The sequence below is a fragment of the Tardiphaga sp. 215_C5_N2_1 genome, assembly GCF_052076055.1.
In the GTDB taxonomy this organism is placed as follows: Bacteria; Pseudomonadota; Alphaproteobacteria; order Rhizobiales; family Xanthobacteraceae; genus Tardiphaga; species Tardiphaga robiniae.
The window spans coordinates 125,153-143,439 of the sequence record NZ_CP197240.1; the positions used below are offsets into that span (position 1 = coordinate 125,153).

At 60.6% G+C, this 18,287-nt stretch carries 16 protein-coding genes; 9 read left to right on the forward strand and 7 right to left on the reverse strand.

The genetic code is table 11. From position 1 onward, the window contains the following. Positions 1-128: 128 nt before the first annotated feature. Together AB7828_RS00600 and AB7828_RS00605 are read right to left on the reverse strand one after the other, a co-directional pair. Complete coding sequence (locus AB7828_RS00600; protein WP_089268248.1) at positions 129-410, reverse strand: type II toxin-antitoxin system HicB family antitoxin; 282 nt, start codon at positions 408-410, stop codon at positions 129-131. Positions 411-412: 2 nt separating this feature from the next. Beyond that, positions 413-2,881 (reverse strand): ATP-dependent helicase, encoded by a 2,469-nt coding sequence (locus AB7828_RS00605; protein WP_441229090.1) that lies wholly within the window; start codon positions 2,879-2,881, stop codon positions 413-415. Positions 2,882-3,152: 271 nt separating this feature from the next. Between AB7828_RS00605 and AB7828_RS00610 the strand changes: the two genes are divergently transcribed. Continuing rightward, entirely contained in the window at positions 3,153-3,326 is a 174-nt protein-coding gene (locus AB7828_RS00610) for a DUF1328 domain-containing protein (protein WP_309946607.1), read from the forward strand. Between the two features lie 3 nt (positions 3,327-3,329). Here AB7828_RS00610 and AB7828_RS00615 read toward each other — a convergent pair whose 3' ends face one another. After that, entirely contained in the window at positions 3,330-3,839 is a 510-nt protein-coding gene (locus tag AB7828_RS00615; protein WP_441229091.1) for a thioesterase family protein, read from the reverse strand. 81 nt (positions 3,840-3,920) lie between these two features. Between AB7828_RS00615 and AB7828_RS00620 the strand changes: the two genes are divergently transcribed. From AB7828_RS00620 to AB7828_RS00630, 3 genes are all read left to right on the forward strand, one after another. Beyond that, positions 3,921-5,336: an FAD-binding oxidoreductase gene (locus AB7828_RS00620; protein ID WP_441229092.1), complete on the forward strand. Its 1,416-nt coding sequence runs from the start codon at positions 3,921-3,923 to the stop codon at positions 5,334-5,336. Between the two features lie 194 nt (positions 5,337-5,530). After that, a complete protein-coding gene (locus AB7828_RS00625; RefSeq protein ID WP_441229093.1) occupies positions 5,531-6,847 on the forward strand; it encodes an MFS transporter in 1,317 nt (438 codons plus the stop codon). A gap of 245 nt (positions 6,848-7,092) precedes the next feature. Continuing rightward, positions 7,093-10,764 carry an AsmA family protein gene (locus tag AB7828_RS00630; protein ID WP_441229094.1) on the forward strand — a complete coding sequence of 1,224 codons (3,672 nt, stop codon included), beginning with the start codon at positions 7,093-7,095 and terminating at the stop codon, positions 10,762-10,764. A 56-nt stretch (positions 10,765-10,820) separates the two neighbouring features. On the opposite strand, the gene AB7828_RS00635 is transcribed toward AB7828_RS00630, so the two are convergent. From AB7828_RS00635 to AB7828_RS00650, 4 genes are all read right to left on the reverse strand, one after another. Continuing rightward, positions 10,821-11,078 carry a ribbon-helix-helix domain-containing protein gene (locus AB7828_RS00635; protein ID WP_068734045.1) on the reverse strand — a complete coding sequence of 86 codons (258 nt, stop codon included), beginning with the start codon at positions 11,076-11,078 and terminating at the stop codon, positions 10,821-10,823. After that, the gene (locus AB7828_RS00640) at positions 11,075-11,263 is read right to left on the reverse strand and encodes a DUF4169 family protein (protein ID WP_068734044.1); all 189 of its coding nucleotides are present in this window, start codon (positions 11,261-11,263) and stop codon (positions 11,075-11,077) included. The genes AB7828_RS00635 and AB7828_RS00640 overlap by 4 nt, the downstream gene beginning before the upstream one ends. A 294-nt stretch (positions 11,264-11,557) precedes the next feature. Next, the gene (gene fumC, locus AB7828_RS00645) at positions 11,558-12,970 is read right to left on the reverse strand and encodes a class II fumarate hydratase (protein ID WP_441229095.1); all 1,413 of its coding nucleotides are present in this window, start codon (positions 12,968-12,970) and stop codon (positions 11,558-11,560) included. A gap of 108 nt (positions 12,971-13,078) precedes the next feature. Continuing rightward, positions 13,079-13,594 carry an SspB family protein gene (locus AB7828_RS00650; protein WP_184514730.1) on the reverse strand — a complete coding sequence of 172 codons (516 nt, stop codon included), beginning with the start codon at positions 13,592-13,594 and terminating at the stop codon, positions 13,079-13,081. Between the two features lie 256 nt (positions 13,595-13,850). Here AB7828_RS00650 and AB7828_RS00655 point away from each other — a divergent pair, with 256 nt between their 5' ends. The 5 genes from AB7828_RS00655 to AB7828_RS00675 all read left to right on the forward strand — a co-directional run bounded on the left by AB7828_RS00655 (position 13,851) and on the right by AB7828_RS00675 (position 18,269). Further along, a complete protein-coding gene (locus AB7828_RS00655; RefSeq protein WP_439076448.1) occupies positions 13,851-14,453 on the forward strand; it encodes a chromate transporter in 603 nt (200 codons plus the stop codon). Next, positions 14,450-14,986: a chromate transporter gene (locus AB7828_RS00660; RefSeq protein ID WP_439079897.1), complete on the forward strand. Its 537-nt coding sequence runs from the start codon at positions 14,450-14,452 to the stop codon at positions 14,984-14,986. The genes AB7828_RS00655 and AB7828_RS00660 overlap by 4 nt, the downstream gene beginning before the upstream one ends. Before the next feature lie 92 nt (positions 14,987-15,078). After that, the gene (locus AB7828_RS00665) at positions 15,079-15,579 is read left to right on the forward strand and encodes a tripartite tricarboxylate transporter TctB family protein (RefSeq protein WP_089268259.1); all 501 of its coding nucleotides are present in this window, start codon (positions 15,079-15,081) and stop codon (positions 15,577-15,579) included. Between the two features lie 13 nt (positions 15,580-15,592). Next, a complete protein-coding gene (locus AB7828_RS00670; protein WP_170849787.1) occupies positions 15,593-17,158 on the forward strand; it encodes a tripartite tricarboxylate transporter permease in 1,566 nt (521 codons plus the stop codon). Between the two features lie 127 nt (positions 17,159-17,285). Continuing rightward, positions 17,286-18,269, forward strand: coding sequence for a tripartite tricarboxylate transporter substrate-binding protein (locus tag AB7828_RS00675; protein WP_439076449.1), 984 nt, complete (start codon positions 17,286-17,288; stop codon positions 18,267-18,269). Positions 18,270-18,287 lie beyond the last annotated feature (18 nt).

Here is an 18,287-nt window from a genome sequence, read left to right on the forward strand (position 1 = left end):
AAGGCAGAGGACCGGGCGGTCATACCGGGACACACGAACGGCGCAGCCGAAACGGCTTTGTCGGGCGCGGGGTGCGTACATAGGAATGAAGATGCGCCGGCGCAATCGCGGAACAGGCAATTTTAGGGCTATTCTGCGGCTTCGTAGTCGATCTCGACAATCGTGCCACCGTCGGCCGCATCGGCAAATGCAGGGTCGCTGGTTAATTGCTCGATGGTGCGCGGCGTAGGAAGGCCGCTCGAGCCGTCCGGATTGCGCCAGTCTCCGGCCGCGTATTCGAGCGTTTCCTCGGCTTCCTCGATGGCTTCATCGAGGGTGTCACCGGCGGTCACGATGCCGGGCAGGTCGGGAAAGGAAACGTTGAAGGTGCCGCTGGCATCCTTCTGAATGAGCGCAATATAGACCGGCATTGTCAGACGCGTTCCACGAAACTGTCGACGACCTTCTTCTCACCGGCCTTCTCGAACACGATGGTGAGCTTGTTGCCGTCGATCTTGGTCACATTGCCGTAGCCGAACTTCTGGTGGAAGACGCGATCCTGCAGCGTGAAGTCGGACTCCGTGCCGGTGGACTTCGCGATCAACTCGCCCTCGATAGTCATCGGCCGCTTGTTTCGCGATGAAGAGGAGCCGCCGAAAGGCGACTGGCCTTCGCTGAAGCCGCTGCCGCCTTGTCCGCCGCCGCGTGAACGGTTGGCCTGCGCGCGCTGCCAGCCCGGTGTCGAATAGCTTGAGCCGAAGGACTCCACATTGTCGAAGCGCGATGCGCCGTAGCTGCCTGCACCGCCCCAGGCCGAACCGCCCTTTGATTCCGTGATCTCGACATTGGCCGCCGGCAATTCATCGAGGAAGCGCGACGGCATCGTCGTGTTCCAGGTGCCGTGAATGCGCCGGTTGGTCGCGAAATAGAGCTTGGCGCGGCGGCGTGCGCGGGTGATGCCGACATGGGCGAGGCGGCGTTCTTCCTCAAGCCCGGCGCGGCCCTGATCGTCGAGCGCGCGCTGATGCGGAAACAGGCCTTCCTCCCAGCCGGGTAAAAATACGTTGTCGAATTCGAGGCCTTTGGCGGAATGCAGCGTCATCACCGACACGGCATCCTCGTCTGCACCGCCCTCGCGGTCCATCACCAGCGAGATGTGTTCGAGGAATCCCTGCAGGTTCTCGAACTCCTCCATCGAGCGCACCAGTTCCTTGAGGTTTTCAAGACGGCCAGCAGCGTCGGCGGAGCGGTCCTTCTGCCACATGTCGGTGTAACCGCTTTCGTCGAGCACGATCTCGGCGAGCTCGGTATGTGGCATCACTTCGCTTTGCTTGCGCCAGCGTTCGAAGCTCATCATCAGGTCGCGCAGGCTGCCGCGCGCCTTCGGCTTCATCTCGTCAGTTTCGACAACCTGACGTGCAGCCTCCGACAGCGGAATGCGACGTCGGCGGGCATGATCGTGCAGCATCTGCACCGTGGCATCGCCGAGGCCGCGCTTGGGCACATTGACGATGCGCTCGAAAGCGAGATCGTCGGCGGGTGAGTTGATCACCCGAAGATAGGCCAGTGCGTCACGGATTTCCGCGCGCTCATAGAAGCGCGGGCCGCCGATGACCCGATAGGGCAGGCCGAGCGTGACGAAGCGGTCTTCAAACTCGCGCATCTGGAACGAGGCGCGCACCAAAATGGCGATGTCGTTGAGCTTGTTGCCCTCGCGCTGCAGCTGTTCGATCTCTTCGCCGATGGCGCGCGCTTCTTCTTCGGAATCCCACGAACCGGTGACGGTGACCTTCTCGCCATCGACGTCCTCGGTGCGTAGCGTCTTGCCGAGGCGGCCTTCGTTATGCGCAATCAGATGCGAGGCGGCGGCGAGGATGTGGCCGGTCGAGCGATAGTTGCGCTCCAGCCGAACGACCTTGGCGCCGGGAAAATCATGTTCGAAGCGCAGGATGTTATCGACCTCGGCGCCGCGCCAGCCATAGATCGACTGGTCGTCGTCGCCGACGCAACAGATGTTTTTGAGCGGCACGGCCAGTTTGCTGTCTGCCGATGGCGCGTCCGCTTCCGGCAGCAAGCGCTGACCGGGCGCCTGCGACAGCAGCCGCAGCCAAAGATACTGCGCGACGTTGGTGTCCTGATATTCGTCGACGAGGATATATTTGAAGCGCTGCTGATACTGCTTCAGCACGTCCGGATGTTCGCGGAACAGCCGGATACATTCCAGCAGGAGGTCGCCGAAGTCAGCAGCGTTGAGGGTCTTCAACCGATCCTGATAGGCGGCATAGAGCTTGCCGCCCTTGCCATTGCCGAACACGGCGGCTTCGCCTGACGGCACCTGCGATGGCGTTAGTCCGCGGTTCTTCCAACCGTCGATCAGGTTGGCCAGCATTCGCGCCGGCCAGCGCTTGTCGTCGATATTGTCGGCCTGCAGGAGCTGCTTGAGCAGTCGGATCTGGTCGTCGGTGTCGAGCACCGTGAAATTGGATTTCAACTGCACCAGTTCGGCATGGGTGCGCAGGATGCGGCCGCCGATCGAGTGGAAGGTGCCGAGCCACGGCATGCCCTCGACCGCTTGGCCGAGCATGATGCCGAGCCGGTGCTTCATCTCGCGCGCGGCCTTGTTGGTGAAGGTCACCGACAGGATTTCACCGGGCCGCGCACGGCCCATGCTGAGGATGTGGGCGATCCGCGAGGTCAGAACCTTGGTCTTGCCGGTGCCGGCACCCGCGAGCACGAGGACAGGGCCGTCGAGCGTCTCGACGGCGTCGCGCTGCTCCGGATTGAGCCCGCTCAGATACTGTGCCGCTGGCGCCGCAGCAGCGCGCGCACGCGCGCCAATGCCGCCCGCCGCCGGTTGGTAGGCAGGGAGATCGTTGGCGGGCATTTTGCGTGCGTCACTCATGCGAATCGTATTCCGCCCACGTTGGCACCGTGGGGCCTTAAAGGGGAGCCTTCTTAGCAGGATAGGAGGGCATATAGGAGCGAGAGGCTTCTGGCGACAGACTTATCCCCGCATGGGGCTCATCTGACGCCCGTTGGCACGCAGGAGCGCTCTCGTTTCAGTGATGTTGGCTGGTACGTGGGTCGGGAACTTTCATTTTCGCTCAGGCTTGTTTCAGCATCAAGCACGACGGCGAATGCCGCGTCAAAAACCAAAAACTGAGGTTTGTGCCATGTTCAGCTGGGTCGTTACCTTCCTCGTCATTGCTCTCATTGCCGGCATTCTCGGCTTTGGCGGTGTCGCCGGCGCCTCCATCGAAATCGCCAAGGCGATCTTCTTCATCGCCATCGTCCTGTTCCTGATTTCGGCCGTTGTGGGCCTCGTCCGCGGCCGCACGCGCGTCTGACGGTTATTTCTTCGAGGGCATCCCGATCGATCGGCCGATGCCCTCGGGGCGATCTACGGATCGGTGCGCATTGGCCAGCGCCTGCACGCGGGCGCTGATATCGGGCGGAAACGGCGCAACCTTCCGGGCGGCCATGTCCATGTGGAGCGTCATGTTCTCTGAGGTCGCCGACAGCCATCCCTCGGTGGCGTGGCGTAACTCCTTGAAGGTGTGAATGCGCTTGTCGTCTGCAGCGACAACCAGGATCGACACCTGCGCGGGATCACGGAGATGGATTTCCCTGACGTAGCGGACATGGCACTCGGCCGTGAAGGTCGAGTTGTTGCGCGCCTTCATATATTCGGGACCGATCCCGATCTTGAGCCATAGATCGTCGATCGCCCGGTCAAACAGCACGTTGTAATAGGCCATGTTGAGATGGCCATTATAGTCGATCCATTGCGGTTCGATCTGCATGACATGCGCCTGGAAAGGGACGGGTTGCAGCAGCAGATCGTCGGTTGGCTCAGTCATCGGTAATTCCTGTCCCGCTCTCACGTCTCTTGACCCGTTATACAACCTTTGCCACGGTCCCGCCGCGTCGGAGGGACTGCTGTGGCTAGCATTGCGAACAATTTGAAACGACCGGAGCCAAAGGCCTTGGCCACAGCGCTTGAAGCGCTGACGGCGCGTTTTGGCAATCGACTGGTGACGTCGCAGGCGGTTCGCGAGCAGCATGGCCATACCACGACCTGGCTTGCCAACCAGCCGCCGGATGGCGTCGTGTTCGCGCAGGAGACCGCCGATATCCAGGACGTGGTCCGGATTTGTGCAGCGAACAAAGTTCCGGTGATCGCATTCGGCACCGGCACGTCGCTGGAAGGTCAGGTCAATGCGCCGGCAGGCGGCATCTGCATCGACATGCGCGACATGAACAATATCCTCGAAGTGCACAGCGAAGACCTCGACTGCGTGATTCAGCCCGGCGTCACCCGCAAGGCGCTCAACGAAAATCTGCGCGATCAGGGCCTGTTCTTCCCGATTGATCCCGGCGCCGATGCGTCGCTTGGCGGCATGGCGTCGACGCGCGCCTCCGGCACTAACGCGGTGCGTTACGGGACGATGCGCGACAACGTGCTCGCGCTCAAGGTCGTGCGCGCCGATGGTGAGATCATCAAGACGGGCACCCGCGCGAAGAAATCTTCTGCCGGCTATGACTTGACGCATCTGTTCGTTGGCGCCGAAGGCACACTGGGTATCATCAGCGAGCTGACCGTCAAGCTGCGTGGCATTCCTGAAACCATGGCTGCCGCATCATGTTCGTTCGCCACGGTGGCAGGCGCCTGTCAGGCGACGATTCTCGCGATTCAGACCGGCATTCCCGTTGCTCGGATTGAGCTGTTGAACGAGGCGCAGGTGCGTGCCTGTAATTCCTATTCCAAGCTGACGCTGCCGGAAACGCCGCTGCTGCTGCTGGAATTTCATGGTAGCGAGGCCGAAGTGGCCGAGCAGTCGCGAAATTTTCACGAGATCGCACTGGAATGCGGCGGTGGCGATTTCTCCTGGACGACGAAGCCGGAAGATCGCACCAAGCTCTGGCAGGCCCGTCACGATGCCTACTGGTCGGTGAAGAGCATGCGGCCGGGTTCCGACGTCGCGGCCACCGACGTCTGCGTGCCGATTTCCAAACTCGCGGAATGTGTCGCTGCGACGGAAGAGGATCTCGCACGGCTCGGCCTGTTGGCGCCCATCGTCGGCCACGTCGGCGATGGCAACTTTCATTGCTCGATGGTCTGCGATCGCAACGATGCCAACGAGGTCGCCCGCGCTGAGGACTTCATGCATCGCCTCGCTCAACGGGCGCAGGCGATGGGGGGCACCTGCACGGGTGAACATGGCATCGGGCAAGGCAAGCAAAAGTATATGCAGGCCGAACTGGGCAGTGAGGCGCTCGACGCCATGCGGGCGCTCAAGAAGGCACTCGATCCCGACAATATCTTCAATCCCGGGAAAATCCTGCCGCAGGCGTGACGCCAGATTGCCGCATCCGGTCAGGCCGAATGCGGACGGGAAAATTCGGCAGCAGCGGCAATGCTTAACTATTCTTAAAAAGTTTAAAGTTGTAGATATAATTATATACCAGCATGGATTGCGCTTTTCGGTTACGGAAGGTGCAATCAAAAAGCTTTGACGCAGAATGCGTCCAATAAAAAAGGCATCATCCGATGCGGCTACCGTTTTTCTATGGTTGGGTCATCGTCGCCGTCACGTTCGTTTCCATGGCCATCGGGGTCAATGCGCGGACATCGTTCTCGCTGTTCTTCCCGCCAATTCTCCAGGAATTCGGCTGGGACCGTGGCGTCACCGCCGGTGCCTTTTCATTCGGCTTCCTGATTTCCGCGATCATGAGCCCGCTGATGGGCAGACTGATGGATCGCGGCGGCCCGCGAGCCGTCATGGAACTTGGCGTCGTGCTGATGGCTGCTGGCCTGTTGCTGGCGCCGCTGACGACGCAACCGTGGCATTTGTACATGACCATCGGCGTTCTGGTCGGCGCAGGCAGCGTCTGCCTCGGCTATTCCGGACAATCGCTGTTTCTGCCGAATTGGTTCAGCCGCAAGCGCGGCCTCGCGGTCGGCCTCGCATTCGCCGGCGTCGGCATCGGGTCTGTGACCGTGCTTCCCTGGGTGCAGGTGATGATCGAGCAGACCGGTTGGCGCACCGCCTGCACGGCGGTCGGGCTCGTGGTGCTGGTCGTGCTCGTGCCGATCAATTTGCTGCTGCGCAAACGCCCGCAGGACATGGGGCTCTTGCCGGATGGCGATCAGGCGCCGACCTCGTCGGCGAAGCATGTATCCAACGTGGTTGACCCGGTTTGGGCCAGTATCGACTGGACGCTGGCACGCGCCATACGAACGGCGCGGTTCTGGTGGCTGGCGCTCGGCCTGTTCGGTGGGCTGTATGCCTGGTATGCCGTCCAGGTCCATCAAACCAAGTATCTGCTCGACATCGGTTTCACGCCGGGTGTCGCCGCCTGGGCGCTCGGTATGGTCAGTCTGTTCGGTGTGCCCGGCCAGATATTTCTGGGCCATTTGTCCGATCGCATCGGCCGCGAATGGATCTGGACCGTCAGCGGTGTCGGTTTCGCAATCTGCTTTGCGTCCCTGATTGCGCTGGAGTCCGTGCCGAGTCTGGCGCTCGTCTATGTCATGGTGATCTCGCAGGGCCTGCTGGGCTATGGCGTGACGTCCATCATGGGCGCCGTGGTTTCCGAGATTTTCCAGGGCGAGCATTTCGGCAGCATTTTCGGCACGCTCATGCTGGCCGCGTTGGCCGGCGGCGCCGCCGGTCCCTTGGTGACGGGTGTCCTGCACGACCACTTTGGCACCTATACGCCTGCATTTGCCCTTGGAATCGCAGTCAGCTTCCTCGCGACCTTTGCGGTCTGGATGGCGTCGCCGGGCAAGGTGAGGGCGGTGGCCGGACGTTTGCACCGCGCCCATGGCGCCGCAAAACCGCTGGAGCAGGGTGCTTCGACTTGATCGAAGCCGGGCGATTTGCCGCAAGCGGATGGCGAGGGATGGCTGATCTGGCCATCTATTGCGTGCTGTGACTTCGCCACAGTTGGTTCTATAAATAGATGCGTTCCCGCGTATTTCTGCGTGGCCCTGCAACGTCTGTAGTGGCCCTGCAACGTCTGTAAGGCGTATTGCCCAGTGACGTGCTGCAATGCACTTTGCCTGGCAGGCAGGCGGACATTCTGCCGGAGCGCTTGAGGGGAGATTCGGTGCAGACGACACTGCTCGGCCTGGCAATTGCATTTATCCTGGCGCTGGTTGCTGCTCTGGTCGGGCCCTATTTCGTCGACTGGAATCAGTTCCGCCCGCAATTCGAAGCTGAAGCCACGCGCGTGGTCGGTGCGCCCGTTCGCGTCAGCGGCGGGCTGGAGGCGCGGCTGCTGCCGGCGCCGTCGCTACGGCTGCAGTCGATCACGGTGGGCAGTCCCAACGATCTCGGCAGGATCCGTGCAGACAATCTCGATGTGGAATTCAGCCTGAGTTCGTTGATGCGCGGCGAATGGCGCGCGACAGAGCTCACCATCGGCGGCGCTGCGGTCGATCTCGGCCTCAACGCGCAGGGGCGTATCGAACTTCCGGCTTCCACCGGACCATTCAATCTTGGCGCGCTGGCGATTGATCGGCTGAATATCACCGGTCGCGTCGCGCTCCATGATGTGGCGAGCAAGAGCACGCTCGAACTCTACGACGTCGCCTTCAGCGGCGATGTCCGCTCATTGGCGGCCGGCGCCATGCGCGGTGATGGCAATTTCCTGTTGTCGGGCGCGCGCTATCCGTTCCGTTTGTCCTCCGGGCCGACCGGTGACGGCAATGGCACGCGCGTTCGTTTTACTGTCGACCCCGGCGAGAAGCCCTTGTCCGTCGATCTCGATGGCGTGCTCAACTTCGACAATCGCACGCCACGCTTCGACGGCGCACTGACTCTCGCAAGCCCGGCCGGCCTGAAGGCGAATGGCGCGGGCGATCAACTGTCAACGCCGTGGCGCGTCTTCGCCAAGGTCAAGGCCGACCCGGCGGCTGCACATATGGAAGCGCTTGAAGCCAGCTATGGCGCGGAAGAGAACGCTTTCAGGTTCGCTGGTCTTGCTGACATGCGCTTTGGCACATCGCCACTGCTGCATGCGGTGCTGTCGGCCAAGCAGCTCGATGCCGATCGCCTGCTCTCCAGGGATCAAACGACCAACGATGCCGTCACACCGTTGCCGGTGCTACGCAGGCTGCTGGTGAGCATTCCGTCTGCGCCTTTGGCGACACAGATCGAGATCGGCGTAGAGCAGATCATGCTCGGCGGAAAGCCTGTGCAGAATATCGGGGCGGATCTGCGCGGTGATCCAGCGACATGGACGATTGATCGTCTTGAGTTTCGTGCGCCAGGCGCGACCCGCGTCACGTTGAGCGGCGGAGCAGCACAGCCAGGTGCATCAGGTGGCTTCAAGGGGGCCATCGCGGTCGAGTCGTCCGATCCGGATACGCTTGCTGCATGGCTCAAGGGCCGAACAGACGTCGGCTTGCGCAATCAGAAGCCGCTACGCATTCGTGGCAACATCACTTCGGTGTCCAATCGCTTGGCCATCGAGGCACTGAAGGCGGAGATCGACGGGGGTACGATCGAAGGTCGTGCTGCATATTCGTATTCCTCGGCTGCTGGCGGCTCCCGCTTCGATGCCGACCTGAAGGCCGACCGGCTCGATCTCGACGCAGCGGTGGCTTTGATCCGATCGCTTGGCGAGCCGCAGGCCGAGTGGCCAGATGCAGGGCAGGTGTCACTCGATATCGGCCGTGCTGTGTCAGCCGGGCAGGAGATGCGCCCGTTCGTGGCGCAACTGGCCTACAGCCCAAAGACGATCTCGGTCGATCGCTTCAAAGTCGGTGAAGCCACCGGCCTCATGCTCGACGGCCGCGCGTCGTTCGATCGCATGGAAGCCACGGGCGGACTGACACTCAACGCCACGTCCGCATCGATGAGTCAGATCAGCAACTTGCTCACGCCGCTGGCGCCGTCTGTTGCGGCGAGGCTCAGCGCCATGACCGCGACGCCCGGCGCGGTTCGAGTCAAACTGTCGCTCGATCTGGCAAAGGATCAACAACGCGCCGATCGCACAAATGCGCGCGCCGTATTCGATATCGATGCGGCGCAGGTGAAGGGGACGACGACGTTGACCGCATCTGCTCCCCTAGCGGCGATGCGTGGCGTCGACCTCAATGAGCTGTCGCGCAGCGATGTGACACTCGAGTCTAAATTGGTCGGGCAGGGCGGGCAACTTCTCGCATTGTTGGGCCTGAGTAACGTGATCGCCGCAAGCGACGCCGTTGTGAATTTCGAAGGATCGGCAAAAGGACAATGGCGCGCGCCGCTGCGCGTCACGGCAAAACTGTCCGGCGCGGATGTCGATGCCGATGTTCAGGGTAGTGCAGAACCTTGGGCGGGATCGCCGAAAGCATCGCTCGCGCTTGCGATACGTCGCGCCAATCTGGCGCCGCTGGTCGCTCTCAAGCCGTCGGATGCGGCCGCGCAGAATGTCAGCCTGTCATCGCGGCTCACATTGAACGGCGACAAAGTTACGTTGGAGGATATCGACAGCACACTGGCTGGCTCACGCGTGCGCGGCCGTATTGCGCTGACGCTCGGTGCCGAGAAAGCCATCGATGGTCAGATCGGCATGGATGCGATCGAACTTGGACCGGCCTTTGGTCTCGCTGTGGGCACGAGAGGTCGCGACGCCACGGATCCGCTCGGGCATGGTGTGCTGCAGGGATGGCGCGGGCAGTTGGCCTTTCAGGCGCTGCGCGGGACATTGCCTGGCGGTGTTGAATTGCGTCCCATCAGTGGCACTGTGAAGAGTGATGGCCAGGCCCTGACGATCGATACGATCAAAGGGTCTGTCGGTGGCGGCGAGATCACGGCCGATGTCGATCTGAAGCCATCGATCAGCGGATATGCGCTCGGCGCCCGCGTGCAATTCGCCGGAATCGATGGCGCTGATTTGCGCTATCGTTCCCTGACAATGCCCGCGGGCAAAACATCGCTGCGGATGACGCTGGCCAGTCAGGGGCGCAGTGTCTCGGCTCTGGAAGGCGCATTGTCCGGCAGTGGATTGCTAACGATCGACGGGGCGCGCATCAATGGCCTCGATCCACGTGCCTTCGACATTGCCATTCGCGCCAGCGATTCCGGGCAGGCCACGAATGACGTCAAGTTGCGTCAGATCGTCGATACAGCGATCACCGGCGGTGCATTGTCCGTAACTTCGGTGCAGGTCCCGTTCAGTATCAAGGATAGCCGCCTGCGCGTTGGTGCGACGACGCTCGATGGCGAAGGAGGGCGTGCCATCGTGTCAGGAGGTTACGATATCGTTGCCGACCAGGTGGATATGCGCGCGACATTGACCGGCACGAGCGCGGGGACTTCGAGCGTTCGACCGGAAGTTCAGATCTTCGCGGTGGGAACGCCAGACAAGCTTGATCGCACGCTAGATGTGGCGGCGTTATCATCCTGGCTCGCAGTGCGCGCAATCGATCGCGAGACGCGCCGGCTTGATTCGCTTGAACGCGGTGAGTTGCCACCGGCGGCTGTGCCCGTTGCCGTTCCTCCGCCGTCCGCCTCGCTGCCCGTCGACACGCAGACGCCTGCGAGCGATCCACCGACAGCCTCTGCGCCCTCCGATGTGCTTCTTCCCGGTCGCGATCCGCGCCGTCTTGCACCGAAGGCTGCTACGCCTCGTTCTGCGACACCGCCTGTTGCAAGTCAGCAGGTTGCGCCGCTGCCAGCACCCATTGAGGTTCGTCCGGCACCCGGTGCTGCGCGCGCACCAAGGCCGAGGCCCGCGCCTCCGCTAGTACTGACACCGCCGACCGCGAGTTCAGCGCGGCCGACGTTCTGACGATGACTCAGCAAACACGACCGACGGCGAAGCGATTCGCTGAAGGTCGGCTGTGTTTACGCCGAGAGATTGTGCTCCGGCATCCGCTGTTGCGGAACGGCACGTGTACGGAAGTAATCGAGCACGAACAGCCGAATCGCGGACGACAAATTGCCCTGCTGACGGTTTGTGTCGATCTCACCAACCAGCTCGGAAAGCGTCATGTCGCGAAGATTCGAAATCTCCTTCATGCCGTTCCAGAACGCCTCTTCGAGACTCACGCTGGTCTTGTGACCCGCAACAACGATCGATCTCTTAACTACGGGCGATTTCATGATGCGTCCTCGCCATCGATGTGATGCTGATCCAGCACGTTGTTCGCACGGACTGTGCGCTGCTCCTGCAATGTTCGTTCTGACTTAGTTCGTCCGAAGCGCGCACGGTTTATATCGGCTTGTTTTGCCGATTCCTCTCGTGCAGTGCGCTTCTTGAAGCGATTGAGATTGATCAGGTCACCCATGATCGCTCCTGTCTTTAAAAAATGATGGGGTGGGAAACGTCGTCTTCACCATCCAGTAGTTGTACGAGACGAGGGTGAATTCGGTTTCGGTATCCATCCTAAAATATTCTCCGTAGTTCCAAACAAGCTCCGCAGAAAAATGAAGTCATCTACGAAGCGTAACCAGATCACCTTCTGCTGTATCACAAGGAAAAACGCGTCTGATATGCGACCATTCTAACCATTTAGCAGATATGAATTATAACTATTTCCTTCTGGAGTTATTCTCAACAAGCTGTGAGCAAATATTCTTGCTTACCCAGGATGTATCATTTTGGCCGGCTGAACAAGAAGATCGAACTCTGCTGCACTAACAAAACCGAGCCGCAGCGCTTCCTCCTTCAATGTCGTTCCGTTTGCATGAGCAACCTTAGCGACTTTCGCCGCGTTATCGTAACCGATTTTCGGTGCGAGTGCAGTCACGAGCATCAGTGATCGTTCCATCAGCTCATGAATTCGTTTTTCATCGGCGCGAATTCCGTCGATGCAGTGCTCTGTGAAGGATCGCGCAACATCCGCCATCAATTGGATGGACTGCATCATGCAATGGGCCATCACCGGCTTGTAGACATTGAGCTCGAAGTGACCCTGACTGCCGGCCACCGTAATTGCCGTGTGGTTACCGAATACCTGACAGCATACCATTGTCATTGCTTCACATTGTGTCGGATTTACCTTTCCAGGCATGATCGATGAGCCAGGCTCGTTCTCCGGAAGTATCAATTCGCCAAGTCCGGAACGCGGGCCAGATCCGAGCAATCGGATGTCGTTTGCAATCTTAAATAGACTAGTTGCAACTGAGTTGATCGCACCGTGTGCAAACACATAGGCGTCGTTTGATGCTAGTGCTTCGAATTTGTTCGGTGCAGTGATGAAAGGCAGCTTGGTAATTGTTGCTGCGTGCTTCGCGAACAGCTTCGCAAAACGAGGCTTGGAGTTGAGGCCGGTCCCGACTGCAGTTCCACCTTGGGCGAGCGGGTAGAGATCCTTCACGACGCTTCGTAGGCGTTTGATGCCGCTTTCGATCTGTGCGGCATAACCTGAAAACTCCTGCCCGAGCGTGAGCGGCGTCGCGTCTTGTGTATGCGTACGTCCGATCTTCACGATCTTTGCGAAGGCTTTTTCCTTCTTGCGCAACGCAGCATGTAGTTCGCTTAGTGCGGGGATGAGGTACTCAACAATACCCTGCGTTGCCGCAATGTGCATCGCAGTCGGAAACGAATCGTTGGACGATTGACTCATGTTGACATGGTCATTGGGATGCACGGGCTTCTTGGTGCCGCGTTCACCGCCAAGAAGCTCGTTCGCACGATTGGCAATGACCTCGTTGAGATTCATGTTGGTCTGCGTGCCGGAGCCGGTTTGCCAGACGACCAGTGGGAAGTGATCATCCAGCTTCCCATCGATGACTTCGCGCGCTGCGCTCACAATGGCTTTTGCAAGCTTGGGCTCGAGAAGTTTGAGTTCGCGATTGGTTTCGGCCGCCGCCAGCTTGACGATGCCGAGCGCGCGAATGATCGGCATCGGCATGCGATCGTGACCGATCTTGAAATTCTGTCGCGACCGTTCCGTTTGGGCTCCCCAATAACGATCCGCTGCGACCTCGATCGGACCGAAGCTGTCGGTTTCGGTGCGGGTGGTGGCGGAGGTCTTCGAGGATTTGGCCATGGGTACGGTCCTTGCGATGCCGCGCTCCCTGCAGAGACTTCTGGCGGGTGCGGCGCATAAGAATGGGGCCGCGCGAACGCGGCCCCGGCACCTTACAACGTCTTGCGATTATTTTTTCCGGAAGCGGTCTAAACGGACGACTTCTGCACCTTCGCCCGATTTTGGCGGTTCTTCCTCTGAAGCAGGCGCGGGCGGAGCCGGAGGGGCGGCGAGAGCAGATGCCGCAGTGGCTGCGGACGACTCACCGGCAGCCGGGGTCTCTACAGCGGTTTCGGTCTCGAACTGCAGGCCGAACTGCACCGAGGGATCGTAGAAACTCTTGATGGCGTTGAACGGCACGACCAGGCGCTCGGGGATGCCGTTAAAGGACAGGCCGACCTCGAAGCGATCTTCGGTGACCACGAGATCCCAGAACTGATGCTGCAGGATCACCGTCATTTCCTCTGGATACTGGGCCAGCAGGCGCGGCGACAGTTTGACGCCGTCGGCCGTTGAAACGAAGGTGATAAAGAAGTGGTGCTCGCCCGGCAGGCCATGCTCGGCAGCGTCGATCAGCACGCGCCGCAGAACGCCACGAAGGGCGTCGCGCGCCAGCACATCGTATCGAATATGATCGGTTGCCATCGGTCGGTCCCGTCGCTTGTCTTGGTCATGGCCATATATGGAGTGAGGGCGAGGCCGGAGGCCGACTCGCGTCACATACTGTTCTATCTATTCTATCCCGGTCTTGACCCGAGGTCAGCAGCCGGAAAAGCTGGCGCCCTCTATATATGACGCAAATTGGACGCGATACAGCCGGGCGGTCATTTCAACCGCCGATTGGCGTGGAAACAGGCAAAAATCGATTGGCCCGATGGGCGGATAGCCCTAGTTCTGGACCATGCGTCCAAGTTCACCACAGGCTGATGCCCCCATTGCGGAACTCGCGTCGGCATCGCCGCCGGGACTGCTGACGCTATTCCTTGCCTTTGCAAAGATGTCCCTGGCCGGTTTCGGTGGTGTTCTGGTTTGGGCGCGCCGGGCGATCGTCGAGCAGCACGGCTGGATGACGCCCGAGGAATTCAATGAGACTTTCGCACTTTGCCATTTCTTGCCGGGGCCGAATATCGTCAATCTGTCGGTGGTGTTCGGGGCGCGGTTTCGCGGTGTGCCTGGCGCCATTGCAGCCTTTGCGGGATTGCTGGGGCCGCCCGTGGTCATCGTGACCATTCTGGCGATCCTGTATGCACGCTTTGGGGATATCGAAGCGCTGCGGCGCACGCTGGCCGGCGTCTCATGCGCTGCCGTTGGACTGCTGTTCGCGGTGATTTTCCGAATGATGCTGCCTCTTCTGAAGAAGCGTGAGCCGGTCAGCCTGACGCTCCTGATCGCCGTTTTCGTCGCCGTTGGCGTGATGCGATGGCCATTGCCGACCGTTCTTCTGGTGTCGATTCCCGTCAGTATCGGCCTGACCATGTTGATGCGACGGCGGGCGGCAGTATGAACGACGCGAGCCCCGGATCGCTTGTCACGCTGGCCTGGTCGTTCGGGCTGATGTCGCTTTTTGCCGTGGGCGGCGCCAATTCGGCCATTCCCGAAATTCATCGGCTCGCGGTCGATGTCAACCACTGGATGTCCGACAAGCAGTTCGCGGATGTGTTTGCGATCTCGCAGCTATCGCCGGGGCCGAATGTTCTCATTGTGACGCTGATCGGTTATCAGGTCGCTGGCATCATGGGCGCGATGGTTGCAACACTGGCCATGTGCGGGCCGACGGCCGTGTTTGCTTATTTTGTCAGCCAATTGCTGGCGCGGTCGGGCCACGCGCAATGGCCGGGAATCGTACAGGCCGCGCTGGTCCCCTTATCGATAGGTCTCATGAGCGCGAGCGGGTTGGTTCTGCTGTTCGCTTCTGACACCACCTGGACGGCGTTTCTGGTAACGGGGAGCGCCGCCGTTTTGGCGTTTGCCACGCGGCTTAACCCGCTATGGTTGTTAGTTGCTGGGGGCCTTCTTGGTTTCGCTGGCGTTCTCTGACGAAAATCGCTAGCAAGCTTGACCACGGAGCCGTTGGGCGGTCTCCGAACGATGTTGTTTGGGCTAAATGCTCGTGACAGGGGAACGTACCAATGAGTGATGCGCCGAGCCATGCGCCGGAGAAATCCATCTTACCGAGCTGGGTCAAAGGCCCTCAAGACTTTATCGGCGGCCTTGCTTTGGTGGCGATTGCTGCATTTGCTCTGTGGGCATCCAGCGATCTGCAGGGCATGCATGGCTTTTCGTTCGGAGCAGGTACCGCGCCGCGGATGTTCGGCATTCTGCTGCTGGGTCTTGGTGCAGCCGTAACCGTTGTCGGCATTTTCACAGAGGGCCCCGGGCTCTCCAAGTTCCACTGGCGCGGTCCGTTTTTTGTGGCGCTGGCCATTCTGGTTTTCGCGGTCGGCATTCGTCCGATGGGCATGATCTTCGCGGCGATGTCGAGTTTTCTGATTGCTGCGCTCGGCACGCCCGAGACGCGCTGGAAAGAAACGATCATCGTTGGCGCCTGCCTCACGGGCTTCTGCGCCTTGCTGTTCCCGTATGCGCTTGGTCTGCCGTTGCAGATGTGGCCGACATTTCTGATCCGCTAAGAACGAGGGCGTCATGGGTGATCTTTTTTCGAATCTCGGTCTTGGCTTCAGCACCGTCTTCCAGTTCGTGCAGTGGACGCCGGCGTTCCTCGGCGGAATGTCGATCCCGCTTCCGATCAATATTCTGCTCTGTCTGATCGGCGCGCTGGTCGGTACGCTGGTCGGCGTTCTGCCGGGCATCGGTACCATTGCCACCGTGGCGATGTTGCTGCCGATCACGTTCGGTCTGCCGCCGGTCGGCGCGCTGATCATGCTCGCCGGCATCTATTACGGTGCGCAATATGGCGGTTCGACCACGTCGATCCTGGTCAATATTCCGGGTGAAGCAGGTTCGGTCGTAACTGCGCTCGACGGCTTCCAGATGGCGAAGCAGGGCCGTGCCGGTCCGGCGCTCGCGATTGCAGCAATCGGCTCGTTCTTTGCGGGTTGCGTTGCGACGGTCCTTATCGCTGTGCTCGGCGCGCCGCTGACCAAGCTCGCGCTTGCGTTCGGTCCGGCAGAATACTTCTCGCTGATGGTGCTCGGCCTGATCTTCGCCGTGGTGCTTGCCAAGGGCTCGGTGCTGAAGGCGATCGCGATGATCGTATTCGGTCTGCTGCTGTCCATGGTTGGTTCCGACATCGAAACCGGCGCGTCGCGCATGTCGTTCAACATCCCTGAACTCGCTGATGGCCTGGGCTTTGCCACGGTCGCCATGGGCCTGTTCGGCTTTGCGGAAATCATCCGCAACCTGGATGCGGGCGGCGAGGAAGATCGCCAGCTCGTGCAGCAGAAGGTCACGGGCCTGATGCCGACCAAGAAGGATTTGAAGGACTCTGCACCTGCAATTCTGCGCGGCACCGTGCTCGGCTCCATTCTCGGCATTCTGCCGGGCGGCGGCGCGGTTATCGCATCCTTCGCGGCCTATACGCTTGAGAAGAAGCTGTCGAAGGATCCGAAGCGTTTCGGCCGTGGAGCGATCGAAGGCGTTGCGGCGCCGGAAAGCGCCAACAACGCTGCAGCGCAAACCTCGTTCATCCCGCTGCTCACCCTCGGTATTCCGCCGAATGCGGTGATGGCGCTGATGGTCGGCGCGATGACCATCCATGGCATCGTGCCGGGCCCGCAGGTGATGCAGAAGCAGCCGGAACTCGTCTGGGGCATGATCGCCTCGATGTGGATCGGAAACCTGATGCTGCTCGTCATCAACCTGCCGATGGTCGGCATCTGGGTTCGGCTGCTTCGTGTGCCGTATCGCCTGATGTTCCCGTCGATCGTGGTGTTCTGCAGCATCGGTATCTATTCGGTGAACAACGCACCGATGGACGTGGTGCTCGCAGGCGTGTTCGGTTTGCTCGGCTACTGGCTGATCAAGCATGACTTCGAACCGGCGCCGCTGCTGCTCGGCATGGTGCTTGGTCCGCTGATGGAAGAGAACCTGCGTCGTGCGCTGTTGATCTCGCGCGGCGATGCGACTGTGTTTTTCACCCGTCCGTTGTCGGCCACCCTGATGGCAATCTCGGCGTTCCTGCTGATCCTCGCTGTGCTTCCCGCACTGCGAAAGAAGCGCGACGAAGTCTTCGTCGAATCCGAGAGCTGACGAATCTCTCAACGCATCTGCGTCGTTACGCCACGGCCCGAAGTCGAATAGACTTCGGGCCTTTGCTTGTATTCAGTCCCGCGACTGTCGTTATTTTCGCGGCAAAAACATTTTCGGAGGAAACCAAATGAAGCTGTTCAATCGCAGAGTTGCGATCAGTGGCCTGGCGGCCGTCGCCGGCTTCGGCGCACTGGCAACCACTGTTCAGGCGCAGGAATACCCGACGCGCAACATCACCATGATCGTGCCGTTCGCGGCCGGTGGCCCCACCGACGTCATCGCGCGCATCGTCGCTGCCGATATGTCGAAGACGCTGGGCCAGCAGATCATCATCGAGAACGTCGTCGGCGCTGGTGGCACGACCGGCGCGACGCGTGCAGCGCGCGCGGCCAATGACGGCTACACGATCATCACCGGCCACATGGGCACCCATGCTGCGGCCGTGCCGCTGTATCCGAAGCTCGCTTATCACCCCGAGAAGGATTTCGAGCCCGTCGCGCTGCTGGCCGGCACGCCAATTCTGATCCTGGCGAAGAAGGATTTCGCGCCGAAGGATCTCAAGGAATTCGTCACCTATGTGAAGGCCAACAGCGACAAGTTGAACATGGCCCATGCCGGCGTCGGTTCTGTGTCGTATTCGTCCTGCGAATTGCTGAGCTCGGTTCTGGATATCAAGCCGACCGGTGTGCCGTTCAATGGCACCGGTCCGGCGATGAACGCGCTGGTCGGTGGTCAGGTCGATTATATGTGCGACCAGATCGTCAACGCGGTTCCGCAGATCAAGGGCGGCACTATCAAGGCCTATGCCATTGCGACGCCCGATCGTAACCCGTCGCTGCCGGACGTCCCGACCACCACCGAAGCCGGGCTGCCGAAGTATCAGGCCTCGGCCTGGAACGCGATCTTCGCGCCCAAGGGCACGCCTGCCGCGATCACTGCCAAGCTGAACGCCGCGGCCGCCAAGGCGCTCGACGACGAAAACGTCAAGAAGCGTCTGCTCGATCTCGGTTCGGACATTCCGAAGCCGGAAGCCCGCACCCAGGCTGCGCTCGGTTCGCTGGTGAAGAGCGAAGTCGAGAAGTGGTCGGCGGTGCTCAAGCCCGCAATGTGATCGGGAACCGGCTAACCA